This is a genomic window from Sporosarcina sp. SAFN-015, assembly GCF_059415085.1.
This window is the reverse complement of record NZ_JBPFDR010000001.1, coordinates 566,047-579,779: the sequence shown is the minus strand read 5'-3', so window position 1 is coordinate 579,779 and position 13,733 is coordinate 566,047. Positions and strand designations below refer to the sequence as shown.

General features: G+C 44.0%; 15 protein-coding genes. 9 read left to right on the top strand and 6 right to left on the bottom strand.

Annotated elements, in window-relative coordinates:
- Positions 1-76 precede the first annotated feature (76 nt).
- On the bottom strand, positions 77-394 hold the full coding sequence (locus ACR65H_RS02715; protein ID WP_440498522.1) for a CHY zinc finger protein: 318 nt from the start codon (positions 392-394) through the stop codon (positions 77-79).
- Positions 395-463: 69 nt separating this feature from the next.
- Here ACR65H_RS02715 and ACR65H_RS02710 point away from each other — a divergent pair, with 69 nt between their 5' ends.
- Complete coding sequence (locus ACR65H_RS02710; protein ID WP_440498521.1) at positions 464-742, top strand: hypothetical protein; 279 nt, start codon at positions 464-466, stop codon at positions 740-742.
- Here the strand turns inward: ACR65H_RS02710 and ACR65H_RS02705 are convergent.
- Positions 739-1,449: a hypothetical protein gene (locus tag ACR65H_RS02705; protein ID WP_440498520.1), complete on the bottom strand. Its 711-nt coding sequence runs from the start codon at positions 1,447-1,449 to the stop codon at positions 739-741. The two genes, ACR65H_RS02710 and ACR65H_RS02705, sit on opposite strands and share 4 nt — an antisense overlap.
- Before the next feature lie 97 nt (positions 1,450-1,546).
- Here ACR65H_RS02705 and ACR65H_RS02700 point away from each other — a divergent pair, with 97 nt between their 5' ends.
- The 7 genes from ACR65H_RS02700 to ACR65H_RS02670 all read left to right on the top strand — a co-directional run bounded on the left by ACR65H_RS02700 (position 1,547) and on the right by ACR65H_RS02670 (position 8,700).
- Positions 1,547-2,818, top strand: coding sequence for an acetyl-CoA hydrolase/transferase family protein (locus ACR65H_RS02700; RefSeq protein ID WP_440498519.1), 1,272 nt, complete (start codon positions 1,547-1,549; stop codon positions 2,816-2,818).
- Positions 2,819-3,076: 258 nt separating this feature from the next.
- Positions 3,077-4,474 (top strand): MBL fold metallo-hydrolase, encoded by a 1,398-nt coding sequence (locus tag ACR65H_RS02695; protein WP_440498518.1) that lies wholly within the window; start codon positions 3,077-3,079, stop codon positions 4,472-4,474.
- Positions 4,475-4,488: 14 nt separating this feature from the next.
- Positions 4,489-4,842 carry a rhodanese-like domain-containing protein gene (locus ACR65H_RS02690; RefSeq protein ID WP_440498517.1) on the top strand — a complete coding sequence of 118 codons (354 nt, stop codon included), beginning with the start codon at positions 4,489-4,491 and terminating at the stop codon, positions 4,840-4,842.
- 177 nt (positions 4,843-5,019) lie between these two features.
- Positions 5,020-5,841 (top strand): ABC transporter permease, encoded by an 822-nt coding sequence (locus ACR65H_RS02685; protein ID WP_440498516.1) that lies wholly within the window; start codon positions 5,020-5,022, stop codon positions 5,839-5,841.
- 4 nt (positions 5,842-5,845) lie between these two features.
- Positions 5,846-6,634, top strand: a complete 789-nt coding sequence (locus ACR65H_RS02680) for an ABC transporter ATP-binding protein (protein WP_440498515.1) — start codon at positions 5,846-5,848, stop codon at positions 6,632-6,634.
- Positions 6,635-6,672: 38 nt separating this feature from the next.
- Positions 6,673-7,746 carry an ABC transporter substrate-binding protein gene (locus ACR65H_RS02675; RefSeq protein WP_440498587.1) on the top strand — a complete coding sequence of 358 codons (1,074 nt, stop codon included), beginning with the start codon at positions 6,673-6,675 and terminating at the stop codon, positions 7,744-7,746.
- A 201-nt stretch (positions 7,747-7,947) separates the two neighbouring features.
- Positions 7,948-8,700: a DUF4184 family protein gene (locus ACR65H_RS02670; protein WP_440498514.1), complete on the top strand. Its 753-nt coding sequence runs from the start codon at positions 7,948-7,950 to the stop codon at positions 8,698-8,700.
- A gap of 14 nt (positions 8,701-8,714) precedes the next feature.
- On the opposite strand, the gene ACR65H_RS02665 is transcribed toward ACR65H_RS02670, so the two are convergent.
- From ACR65H_RS02665 to ACR65H_RS02650, 4 genes are read right to left on the bottom strand one after another with little or no spacing between them, the layout of a single operon-like run.
- Positions 8,715-9,674 (bottom strand): DMT family transporter, encoded by a 960-nt coding sequence (locus ACR65H_RS02665; RefSeq protein ID WP_440498513.1) that lies wholly within the window; start codon positions 9,672-9,674, stop codon positions 8,715-8,717.
- 12 nt (positions 9,675-9,686) lie between these two features.
- Positions 9,687-10,913 carry a peptidase T gene (gene pepT / locus ACR65H_RS02660; RefSeq protein ID WP_440498512.1) on the bottom strand — a complete coding sequence of 409 codons (1,227 nt, stop codon included), beginning with the start codon at positions 10,911-10,913 and terminating at the stop codon, positions 9,687-9,689.
- A gap of 37 nt (positions 10,914-10,950) precedes the next feature.
- Entirely contained in the window at positions 10,951-11,610 is a 660-nt protein-coding gene (locus ACR65H_RS02655; RefSeq protein WP_440498511.1) for a lysoplasmalogenase, read from the bottom strand.
- A gap of 59 nt (positions 11,611-11,669) precedes the next feature.
- Complete coding sequence (locus tag ACR65H_RS02650; RefSeq protein WP_440498510.1) at positions 11,670-12,563, bottom strand: LysR family transcriptional regulator; 894 nt, start codon at positions 12,561-12,563, stop codon at positions 11,670-11,672.
- Between the two features lie 110 nt (positions 12,564-12,673).
- Here ACR65H_RS02650 and ACR65H_RS02645 point away from each other — a divergent pair, with 110 nt between their 5' ends.
- A complete protein-coding gene (locus ACR65H_RS02645; RefSeq protein ID WP_440498509.1) occupies positions 12,674-13,669 on the top strand; it encodes a YeiH family protein in 996 nt (331 codons plus the stop codon).
- The last annotated feature ends 64 nt before the right edge of the window (positions 13,670-13,733 follow it).

The following is a 13,733-nucleotide window of genomic DNA, read 5'->3' as shown; positions in this document are numbered from 1 at the left end:
AGACATTTACTTAAATGTGTGCAGAAATGATTGAGGAATGTATACGCAAATCGTATACATTCCGTAAACCTTGAATTTACACTTCAAAATACAATCTCTTATGTAACCCGCAACCAGGATTAAATTTTGAGTTGCAAGATGGACATTTGTAAAGACATGATAGATACTCATTTATCGTCAATTCATGTCCACAACAACCACATAAAATGGCTTTTTCGTCAAACTTCTTTTTCGGCCAAACTTTTGGGCTTCTACACCCGGACTCTTCATGACATTGGAAGCACGGATAATAAGTTTTACAGCAATAAAACTTGATTGCGATAATATCGAGCTTGGAATGATAATGTGTACACCGCGTCTCGCTATCTATAACATTACCTGACACATGTATCATTGATTCCCCTCCTCAAAAATGAATAAATAAGATGCTCACGGAAATCCTTTATAAAAAAGGACTGATTCCATGTTTACCGAATATCCGACCATCCATACAAACATGTGGGATGCAATTTGGGCAGTACCGGTTGTTATATTGATTGTATTAGTGGCTAAATGGCTGTTTCGTGTAAAGTCGAGCTGGTTGTCTACTGTTGCAACAATAGCTGCTTTGATATTATCCGTGTTCATCAGCCACCGTGGTAATTTGGCAGCAGGCATATTTATGGGGGTTTTCTATTCAGGCGCTGCAATTGGTGTCATTTATTCAGTAAAGCAGAGTTATTTGGCATATCGCGCAGGTTAGTTTTTGAGCGGACAAAATCCGCATTGCATTAACCCCGGAACGTCTTTCGAAAAACAGCAGGTCGTCCGGATTGTCGTATTCAGCAGTTCGGATGGCTCGCTTCCTTTTAAATATTTTGCGAATAAAGAGTGACGTGCAATCTCTTTCCATGTTTCGTCATTTTTTAATATATCCAGATCGTTTCGTGCTTCTTCAGCTGTGCTCGGGTCGCACAGCATGACATGATACTGCCATAGTAAAAAGCCAAAAATGTTCTCCCAAAGAGTCAGTGGAGAGACAGAGGTGACGGTTCGGATTTGGCGTATGACTTTGTCAGCTAACAGTAGAATTTTTCGGATGACATCCCGATGTTCGTTCTCATGCACCTCTTGCCAGTCTCTTTCTTCGACAAATGTACTCACTGTTCGATTTCCATACTCCTCAATTGCTCCGAAGCTCATCTCCGTTGTTTCGCCATTCCATATTTCGTCATAGGTAGCCAAGTTATACAACTGCATGTTGATAAACATTCCAACACGTCGCATGAAGAAAGAAGCCGCGACTGTCAAATTCGGGCTTCCGCTCACAGTTAGTACAGCTCGAATGCAATCTTCTGTTTTCTCATTATCGAGCAGGTCTTGTAAAGTGAATAGAGGGTGTTTCGGGTAATTTATGTAAACACTATAACTATTCAATTGTCTAATTTGATCGTTTGTTAATTTTGTCATGCCTTTATTATAATTATTCTCGCACTTTTCAACAAGTTGAGCAGACTCTTCGTCTATACTATACTGATGTCAATACATCAACAGGGAAGTGTGACATATGACAAAGCGTTTAGATCCGACTGAATTTATTGGATTGATTGAAAAGGATGCAGATATCATTATTCCTCTTTCAAATGGCGAGCCGCATCGTTTGTTGGATTTGCTTGAGGCGTATTATGAGAAATTGCATAATGTCAAAGTGCATCAAATGTTAGCACTACGTGAACGAGATTATATAAACGGAAAAATGAAAGGTCACCTTTCACATATTTCTTACTTCCTAAGCGGGGCGACGAGGAAAGCTTATTGGGAAGGGCATGTCGAGTTAATCCCAAATGTGTTTCAGGAAATGTATAGATTGCTGCAGAAAACGGCGAAGAAGCCAATGGTGATGGCAGCCGCTTCGCCGATGGACGAGCATGGCTATTTTTCGCTTGGCACAAATGCGGATTATGCAGCAGAATTTATCGGGGAAGCTCCTTTTGTCTTAGAAGTGAATAAGCATATGCCGCGCACTTTTGGGGCAAATCAAATTCATATTAGTCAAATTGCCGGTTTTATTGAAAATGATGTGCCATTGACTGAAGGGATTTCGCCGATAATAACGGAGAAGGATCAGAAGATAGCTGAGTATATTACTAAGGATATCCAAGATGGAGATACGCTGCAAATCGGCATTGGGGCGATTCCGAATGCCGTCATGAAAATGCTAAAGGACCGGAAGCATTTAGGCATCCATACGGAAATGCTGACGGACGGCATTGTTGATCTCGTTGAGACAGGCGCAGTGGATGGAATGAAAAAGTTGTCTCATAAAGGGAAAATCATTGCGACATTTGCTTTCGGCTCTCAACGTTTATATGACTTCCTGAACAATAACCCTTCGGTAGAGTTCTTGCCGGTAAGTGTTGTCAATGATGCATACGAAATTGCAAAAGAAGATCATATGGTGTCGATTAATGCGACGACAGAAGTCGATTTATATGGTCAATGTGCTTCCGAAACCGTCGCTGGCCGTTATTATTCATCTAGTGGCGGTCAGGCAGATTTTGCAAGAGGGGTTCGCTTGTCGAAATACGGCAAAGGGTATGTGTGTATGCATTCGACAGCAAAAAACGACATGATTTCGAGAATCAAGCTGAATTTGTCACCAGGCTCTGTAGTAACAACATCGAAAAACTATGTGGACAATGTGGTAACGGAATACGGGATTGCCAGATTGCATGGGAAGTCGTTGTCTGAGCGGGCAGAAGCATTGATTAGCATCGCACATCCGAAGTTTAGGGAAGAATTAATGCAAGAAGCGAAGGAATTTGGATTAATTAAGTAGGGGAGGAGCTGAATATGGCTTCTCTTTTTTGTTTCGTGCCCATAGGGGGGGAATTCTGGTTGAATTGTCGTTAATCGGCGATTATTGGTTAAGTGGTGATAAAATCTTTCTCAATGATGATAAAAGCTGCATGGGTGGTGATAATCTTTATTTAAGTGGTGATAAACCTCTTCTAAGCAGTGATAAACAAAATTGTTGCATTCCGTATACCCCCGGTGGTATATTGGATTCATATCAAAAATACATGGAGGGGTATAAATGTATTTCAAATCATTTACAGATGAAAAGTTAGCGCAAAATGCTTATTTAATTGGATGTCAACGGACGGGTGAATCCATCATTATCGATGCCCCCCGCCATTTCGATCATATATTGGAAGCGGCTGAAAAAGAAGGTCTGCGTGTTACTGCGGCGGCAGATACACATATCCATGCCGACTATGTCTCCGGCGCACGGCAGTTGGCTGTTCAGCATGGAGTGAAGCTATATTTATCGGACGAAGGCGATGAAAATTGGAAATATCGATTTACTGATGGAATCGATGTTGAACTCGTAAAGGAAGGCACAAAGTTCTCAATTGGAAATATCGATTTTGAAGTGTGGCATACACCGGGACATACGCCTGAAAGCATATCCTTCTTATTGACAGACAGGGGTGGCGGTGCGACTGTTCCAATGGGTATCTTTACTGGGGACTTCGTTTTCGTCGGTGATGTCGGTCGACCGGACTTGCTTGAAAAAGCGGCTGGCATCGGAGGAACTGCTGACAGCGGCGCGAGGGATATGTACCGATCCATTCAGCGCTTTATAAATCTGCCCGATCATCTTGTCGTTTGGCCAGGACACGGTGCAGGTTCGGCTTGCGGGAAATCACTTGGAGCGGTTCCGATTTCAACGGTCGGCTACGAAAAGCAATCTAACTGGGCGCTGCAAATAAACGATGAAGAAAAATTTGTCGAAGAACTTTTGAAAGAACAACCGGAGGCACCGGTTTATTTCGCGGAAATGAAGAAGTTAAATAAGGAAGGCCCGGCAATTTTGAATGATGAAAAAGTGAGGATTCTTAAAACGAGCGAGGAACTTGTAAAACTTACAGCAGAAGCACAAGTTTTTGTCTTGGATACGCGGCCTGCCAAAGTTGTTGCGGAAAAAGGCCTCCTCAAAGGGGCTATCAATATTCCGTTCAATAAATCATTTACCAACTGGGCTGGTTGGTTGGTGAAATACGATGAAAAAATTGTCGTCATCGCGGAGAATGGTGAACAGGAAGAAGTGCAAAAAACATTACAATCCATCGGGCTCGATACGATCATCGCATTCGCCGATCCAGCTCTGCTCGAGGGCGAGGACCTCGTGACATATGAAACGTTGCCCGTTTCAACTTTCATTAAAGAAATGGGAGATGAAGATGCGTTTGTCATCGATGTGCGTAATGATAGCGAATGGAATAATGGTCATTTGAACGAAGCGGAGCATTTATTCCTCGGCAAATTGCGTGAAGTCGACATTCTGGCAAACAAGAAATTGCTCGTTCATTGCCAAAGTGGGGCGCGATCAGCAATCGCTTCCAGTATTTTGAAAGCGCGCGGCTTTGAAACAGTAAAACATATGGAGGGTGGGTATAATGCCTACTCTGCTGCACAATCCACAAACTGAAGGGGAGAGCATCCATGGAATGGATCATCATCATAGCAATTGTCGCGTTTTTCACATGGCGCATGATGCCGTCAAAAGGCGTCAAAACAATATCGACTGAACAATTGAAAGATGTTTTGAAAGACAAATCAAAGCAATTTATCGATGTCCGAACACCGGCAGAATATAAAGGACGTCATATTCATGAATTTAAGAATATACCTTTAAACTTGTTGAAGTCCAAGTTGGATAAACTCGATAAGGATAAAGAAGTGGTCGTCATTTGTCAAAGCGGCATGCGCAGTTCACAAGCTGCAAATATGCTGAAAAAATCAGGCTTCACGAATGTTAGTAACGTCAGAGGCGGAATGAGCGCTTGGCGCGGTTAATTGAATAAAGCAAGAAAGCATCTAGCTGTCAGAAATGGCGGTGGGATGCTTTTTTTGTTGTGTTTATATACTCGCGCTAACATGCGCCGATCTTAGTTCATTCGCTAAAATCCTCCTCATCTGCCCAACCAAACCTATAGGCATACACATACTATTGTTATGAAGAGGTGGTGAACGTTGAAAAAAGAGAAGGCGACTATTGGACGCGATCCGTATGAGATTGAGCAGCGGGAATGGAAGCAAAGACAATCGAAGGAACGATATAAGCAGCTATTGACGATCGCTTCGCCAATCTTCCTTTTGCTGTTGTGGGAAGTGATGTCGAGGACAGGGATAATGGATATCCGGTTTTTCCCGCCGCCATCAGCCATCTTAGGCACATTTGTCAAAATGATCGCGAATGGGGTAATGGTGGATCATATTGGGGTTTCCTTATATCGGATCTTTGCAGGATTCCTTGCGGGCGTCATACCGGGCGTAATCATCGGTTTGCTGATGGGGCTGTATTCGCCGATCCGGCATTTCGTTCAGCCGATCGTCATGGCGCTTATGCCAATTCCAACGCTTGCATTGTTGCCGATCATCATCATCCTATTTGGAATTGGTGACTTGTCGAAAGTTGTCACGATTGCGGGAAGCGTGTTTTTCCCTGTTGTCATTAATACGGCGGCTGGTGTCTTGAATATCGATCGAATTTATTTGGACGTTGCAAATAACTATGGTGCCGGTAAGATGCAGTTCTTCTTCAAGATCGCATTGCCTGGCGCGTTGCCGGTCATGCTGGAAGGGATCCAGATGGGGCAGGCGATCGCTTTGCTTACGATCGTTGCCGCAGAAATGATGGGAGCGACTTCAGGAATCGGGTATTTGATCTGGACGTCGTATAAGGCATTTCTGTTGCAGGAAATGTACGTCGGACTCATCCTCATTTCATTTTTTGGCTATCTCTTCTCCTTGATGCTTCGCGGTCTTCAGAAAAAGTTGTTACCTTGGAGGTGATTGGGTGAGGAAGAAGGCGAAAATTGAAATCAGGAATTTGACGAAAGCATTTTATAAAAAACAATCGAGTGTAACAGCTCTCGACGACATTTCCCTCTCGATTGGAGAAGGGGAATTTGTCTGCATTGTCGGACCGAGCGGTTGCGGTAAGACGACCTTATTGCGTATATTGGCGGGGCTTGAACAGCCTAGCGTCGGTGAATTCGAAATCCGGTCGGAGCAGGAAGGACGCCCTCTCCAATCGATGGTATTCCAAGAACGTGGAGTCATCCCTTGGCTAACTGTGAAGGATAATGTTTCCTTTGGGCTGAAAATGCGAAAATTGCCGAAGGACGTCATTGAGGAGAGGACGGAGTATTACTTACAAAAGACGGGGCTTGACCGGTTTGCACATCTCTACCCGAAAGAATTATCAGGGGGGATGAAACAGCGGGTGAGCATTGCCCGTGCATTCGCGAATGACCCTGAAATCCTCCTTATGGATGAACCGTTCGCCGCGTTGGATGAACAAAATAAATTCATCCTCCAGGAAGAATTGCTCTCCATATGGTCGGAAACGAAAAAGACAGTGATTTTCATAACACATAGCATTGACGAAGCATTGTTGCTGAGTGATCGGATTTTGCTTATGAGTGCGCAGCCCGGGAAAATCATTCAGCAAATTAGAATCGACACACCGCGACCGAGGACGATGGAAGATATCCGGAAAGATCCAAAGCTTGCGGAGCAGTTTGTCGATATTTGGAAGCATTTGCAAGATGAAGTGCAACGGTCAAGGAAAGAGAATAGATGAAATGGGGAGAAAAGGTGAAAGGGTTCAAGTATGGTTGGATGATGATTTTGGCTGCCGTGCTCTTACTTGTCGGAGCATGCGCCAAACAAGAGCCCGCTCCAGAAACAAAAGTGGAAACACCACCTGGTGATACAGTCGTTGAGACGCCGTCCGGGGATTTGGCGCCACTTGATAAGCGGGTGAAGGTGTTGATTGCCGAAGACGGTGCAGCTTCTGGGGCAGGATTCTATATCGCAAAGGAAAAAGGATATTTTGAGGATTACAATATTGAAGTGGAATTTGCTGATTTTGCGAATAGCGATGACATGCTGCCTGCACTTGCAGCCGGTGAAGTCGATATTGCGGGCGGCGTCTCGACCGCATCATTTTTTAACGCCATTGCACAAGGCATCGACGTTCGAATCATTGCGGATAAAGGACATAATATGCCGGGCAAATCGTATTTCACCTTCGTCATCGGCAACCATATGGTAGATGAAATTAAAGATTATCCTGATTTCCGCGGGAAGAAGATTGCCGTGTCTTCCAGAAACTCGATTGATGGATATATTTACGAGGAAATGTTGAAACATGCAGGATTAACTGAGGAAGACGTAGAGTATGTCCATATCGCGGATTTCGGTTCGATGCTTGGCGCGATTGACTCCGGGACAATTGATGCTGCGCTGAATATCGAACCGCTTATTGCACAAGGGGTAGCAAAAGGCTTCCATGTCCGCTTCAAAGATGCAACCGACTATGCGCCTGAATCACAGATTGCGATGGTTCTCGCTTCGCCAAAATTCATGGGTGAGGAAGAAATTTCATTGCGCTTCATGGCAGCATATTTGAAGGGTGTCCGGGATTACAACGACGCGTTCTTTAAAGGAGAAGGCAAGGAAGAAATCGTCGACATCATGGTGAAGCATACGGCGTTGAAAGATCCTGAGCTATGGGATAAAGTGAATGTCACCGGCCTCGATCCGGACGGAAAGATGTTCGTGGATGATATTAAGAAGCAATATGAAACGTATAAAGCAAACGGAGCGATATTAGGTGATATTGATTTTGATAAAGCCGTCGATACTTCATTAGCAGAGGAAGCTGTGGAGATTATTGGGGAGTATGAATGAGTCAAAGATAGGTAATTCCGCTATCAAAAGAAAAAAATAATAACTGGCGATGGCGTCGGGTTTCCAAGAGTCTGTAAACTTGGAAACCTTTTTGTGTTGTGAGGCGTATGATTAGTAGTGGAGAATATATAGAATTGGAAAAAACCATTATTGAGTTTTGCAGTCAATAATACTAATTAAGCATTTGGGGGAGTTCATTATATGCCCTTAACGTTCGCTCACCCGGCAGCAGTCTTGCCTTTTTCGAGAAACAGCAAGTATGTTAATTTCTTAGCATTGGTTTTAGGAAGTATGTCGCCTGACTTTGAGTACTTTCTCAGAGGAAAACCATCTGGTGAGATTGGTCACACATTTATAGGATTTGTAACTTTTAATCTTCCAGTTGTCGCGGTTGTTTATATAATTTATCAAGCATACATACATAGAACTTTGTTTAGTCATTTGCCATTTTTCCTACAAGACACCTGTACTGAAAAGCCAAGTTCTTCTAAAGCGTTAAAGGCTGTAGTTTTTCTCTACTCAGCTCTTTTTGGCATGCTGACTCATATAGTCTGGGATTCGTTTACGCACATAAATGGTTTTATGGTGAATAAATTAGCGGTGCTTACATATACCCTTCAAGTTTTCGATAGGAATATCCCTGTTTACAAATTCCTGCAACACGGAAGCACGTTCGTCGGCATATGTGCCATTGTTCTATATATGTGCTATCGAACGGCGAAGTATAATGGTAATAAGGGTAGGGGGATAAAACCTGTGCAAAAAGCTTTATATTGGGGCTGTATTACTTTATTGTCATTATTATTTTTCAGTTTATGGTATTCCATTGATCCAGTCACTATTGAATTGTACGGTATTATCGTTGTCCGAGTTATAGATTCGGTGTTAGTCAACTTGTTAATTGTTTCGTTGTACTTCAAATATTTTTACAGACGAAAAAACGCTCTAATTTGAGCGTTTTTTAATCTCTAAACGACAGGTATTTTACTCTTCGCAACTGACGTCTGATAGCTATGCAATCCCATCCCAATAATAATCACCAATATCCCAATCAAAGAAAGTGTACCGGGCAGCGCAATATGTAAAATGATCATTTCACCGATCATCGCGAAAATGAGCTCGGTCGATTGCGTCGCTTCCACAGCAGCGAGCTTGCCTTGGTCATGTTGGACTAGGTCGGTCGCCATGAAGAACAGCGTCGTTGCGATAACGCCTGAGCTAACCGCAACTATCAACGACTGAATGACTTGGTTCATGGAAGGCGGTCCGACAGTGAACATCGCATAAACAGCAAAACCGATCCAAACCGGAATGGTCATCAACGTCATCGCCAGCACTCTCTGAAAGGTATCAAGCCTTCCTTGCAATAAATCCATCATCTTTCGGTTGCCTAACGGGTAGGCGAACGCCGCCACGACAACGGGAAGGATACCTAGCCATAAAGTGCGTGTATCGACACTGTTGGCGTTCGGAATTTGAATTAAAATGACACCAGCAAAAATGATTAAAGTAATGAGCAACGAAACTAAGGGGATTCTCTGCCGAATCTTCTTTTCCCCTTCTTTAGTCTTCACAATAATGACGAATAACGGCGCCAACAGAACGCCGGCAACAATCGTCAATTGCCATGTCCCCGCAAGGAGCCAACCTGGGCTATATGCCGCGGAAAACGTGAGGGGTGCATAAAAAAGGACGAAAGCAACGACGCTCCAACCAAAAAAGGGAAGTGGCTTCGAGGCCATAGCCTTGCCTGTATCCCGAAGCCCTTTACGATAAGCGACGATGGCAATCAAAAACGGAACCATGAAGAAATAACGGAGGGAGGCGCTCCATAACCAGCTGCCTCCCGAAATTTCCATCGACCGATTCAATACAAACGTCACCGCGAAAAACAAAGATGACAGTATACCTATCCAAATAGCTTTCACAGTGAGGCCCCCTTATGCGCGTTCTTCGAAGAGCTTTACAGCCTCGATGATGACATTCGTCGCCTTTTCCATATTGTCGACGGAGATGTATTCATATTTACCGTGGTAATTCTCGCCGCCCGTAAAAATATTCGGCGTCGGCATGCCCATGTAGGATAGTTGCGCCCCGTCCGTACCGCCGCGCACTGGCACGATATCCGGCTTGATGTCGAGTGTTTTGAATGCATCCGAAATAATATCTACGATTTCCATGACAGGCTCAATCTTGTCACCCATATTGTAATATTGATCATTCAGTTCAAGCTCTACAGCATTCTCGCCGTGCTCTTTTTTCAATTGTGCCGCCGTGTCGACAAACAGCTGTTTACGTGCTTCAAACGTCTCGCGGTCGAAATAGCGGATAATATAATGCAACTCTGTCTTCTCGACTGAACCTGTCATATCCGCCAGATGAACAAATCCTTCATATCCATCCGTCACTTGCGGGATTTCATCCGCAGGCATTGCCGCTTGGAATTGGTTTGCAATCAGGATCGAGTTCACCATTTTGTCCTTCGCAGAGCCTGGATGCACGTTCGTACCGTGGAATGTCACTTTTGCTCCTGCTGCATTGAAGGTTTCATATTGCAGTTCGCCAAGAGGTCCGCCGTCCATTGTATACGCATATTTCGCACCGAATGTCTTCACATCAAATTTATGTGGTCCGGAGCCGATCTCTTCATCAGGCGTGAAGGCGACACGCAGTTTGCCATGTTTAATTTCAGGATGTTGTATTAAAAATTCCATCGCCGTCATGATTTCTGCAATTCCGGCTTTATTGTCAGCGCCTAACAACGTCGTGCCATCCGTTGTGATGAGAGTATGGCCAACATAATTTTTCAACTCGGGGAATGTGGAGACGGACATTATTGTCTTTTCATTCAACTGGATGTCATTGCCGTCATAATTGTCGACTCGCTGAGGATTGACGTTTTTACCCGTATAATCGGGCGCAGTGTCGACGTGCGCCAAAAAGCCGATTGTCGGGATATCCTTATCCGTATTAGCAGGAAGTGTGGCAAATAGATAGCCGTTTTCGTCTAGAGTGATTTCTTCCATGCCGATTTCAGCAAGCTCTTTTTCAAGCACATGCAGCAAATCCCACTGGCCCGCTGTAGATGGAGTGGATGTGCTATTCTCGTCTGATTGTGTATCGATTTTTGCATAACGTGTTAGACGTTCAATCAATTTTTCTTTCATTCCAATGACCTCCAGTTAGTGTAAAGCGTTATTTCCCTTATCTTATCAGATTGTTTCGATTCACGGAATACTTGACGACCCGACTGCCGATGCTTGCTGCAATGAAGACTTGCGCTGCATAGTACGTCACCATGACAAATGCGTCCCTGTAGGGAATATCTACGACAAATCGGTCGATCGCCAGCACCGAATCGGAAAATATAAATAGCAGCGCTCCGGAAATAGCAAGCTTCAACTGGGTACGAATCGCCATCCAGCCCATCGTCAAAATGACTGCGATATAAGCGAGGATAGCCACCCCAAGAATTGATTCGCCATTAGCAAATTGTGAGCCGGCAATCCAGATGGCCATGCCCACACCGTATAGCAACAGCAAACTTGCCGCCCATTTCGGTATATGTTTGCGGCTTGCAGAATTGAAAGCAAAGATGTAAAAAAGATGTCCAATGAAAAATGTAATTAGACCTGCCATGAACCAGTAGATAACCCCATCTGCAATCATGCAAATGAATAACCCCGCAATAATGATTCTTTTATAGGTATGTGAAATAAGTGACGGCGTCATCGCAGCGAATATGATAATGAGTGCCATAGGAATTAGCTTCATGAAAATCTTGAAACCGACCGGATCGGGTGGAATTAAAAATATATAAAGGGCGCCCATTATGATAATAGCTGTCAATACGATATTCCTCACTGCTTATACAGCTCCTCTCCTCCTTTTCACTTCGATAGGGGGACGTGGAAATCCTTCTGTTAAAGCGTCGTTAATAATTTTTTGGTCCGCAAGATATCAATGAAAACTTCAAGCGCCTTTGTTTGGAAAGGGGTGCTTGTCACAATGGAAAATTTGCGGCGGTAGGGGAGCCCTTTGACATCCAGCATTCGTAAATCGCCGTTTTTCAATTCTTTCTTAATCGACCAATGAGAAAGCAGACTTATACCGAGGCCTGCCTCTACAGATTCTTTGATTGGTTGAGTGCTGCTGAAATTCATTAGTTTACTCGGTGAAATCCCTTGCTGCTCAAATAAATTATCCATCGCTTCCCGTGTGCCGGATCCATGCTCACGGACAATCCAAGTTTCTTGCTCCAAGTCCGTCATTTCGAGAGATTTTCCTTTTGTTGAAAGCGGGTGGTCAACTGCACAGACGATTACCATAGCGTCCTCAGCAAAATCCTCTACGATGAGTCTTGCAGTATTGAATTTTCCTTCAACGATGCCGATATCGAGTTGATGGCTTGCGACTAAATCAGCGACAGTTGCTGTATTGCCGATTGTCACTGTCGGTTGGATATCGGGATAAGTCTGCTTCAAATTGGCAATAATGCGTGGCAGCACGTATTCGCCGAACGTATAACTCGCGCCGATCGACAAAGGACCGCTTGCCTTATTCGCTAGATCATCGACAAGATTTTGCATTTTCGAATACAGAGCAAGGATTTCCTTTGCGTGGTGATAGACGATTTCCCCTGCTTTGTTCAGCCGGACGTACTTATTCGTACGCTCTAGCAGTCTTGTCCCGATTTGTTCCTCGAACTGCCGGATATATTGGCTTACTGCCGGCTGGGTCATATGATGCTCTTCGGCGGCGCGTGAAAAGCTTTCTTTTTCCGCTACCGTTACAAATACTTGAAGTTGCTGGTCCATCTTCATCACTCCTTGCAATTAATCATATCATTTTACTTATCATAAACATTATTATAATTTATTTTACTTATGAAGTTCTGCATATTACGCTTACATAGGAGGTGGTATAGATGAATCAAAAGAACAGCAAATGGTTTGCGGGAATCGCTTTCACATTTTTTATTGCATTATTAGGTTTTTTATTAGCGAAAGTACCCGGATTTAACCATATCGGACAATTGGCAAGCGCAATCATAATTGCTGTCGCATACCGGCAATTATTCGGATACCCGGAAATGCTTCGCGCTGGCATTACATTTTCATCGAAAAAGTTGCTAAGGCTAGCGATCATTTTATACGGATTGAAATTAAATATAGATGTCGTTTTCCGCGACGGACTCGGCTTGCTGGCACGTGATGTGCTCGTCATTGCATTTGCCATCGGGCTTATGGTCCTTCTTGCCAAGTGGCTGAAGGCGGATAAAGATATTTCCTTACTGCTTGGAGTAGGGACGGGGGTATGCGGAGCTGCGGCCATCGCAACGGTTGCGCCGATCATCAAGGCGAAGGATGAAGATACCGCAATCGGGGTCGGTATCATCGCCATGCTTGGGACCGTGTTTGCAATTGGCTATACAGTATTGCGACCGATTGTACCATTGCTCCCAACTGAGTATGGCATCTGGTCGGGCATGAGCCTCCATGAATTGGCGCATGTCGCAATCGCCGCGGCTCCTGCGGGAGAAGATGCGCTTGCCATTGCATTGCTAGCGAAACTCGGAAGGGTATTCTTATTAGTCCCGTTATGCTTCATTTTCATTTATTTTATGAAGCGCAAAAGCAAAGGCGAAGAAGAAGGGCAGAACAAAATCGAGTTCCCATGGTTCCTTATTGGGTTCATTCTGTTAAGCGTATTTGGAAGTTATGTTTTAGGTCATTCAATACCTGTGTCTGATGAAGTGATGACAGGAATTAGTACAGTGACAACATGGCTATTAACTGCTGCCATGGTCGGTCTAGGCTTAAATGTCAGCTTGAAGGATCTGCGTGAACGCGCGATGAGGCCATTGATAGCGGTGACTATCACATCAGTCTGCTTGTCTGTTTTGGTGTATTTTATTCTATAAAATTATGGGCGTCTTTTCCGGAATAGGAATAGGCGCCTTATTTGATGTGAATTCCTTACATGCA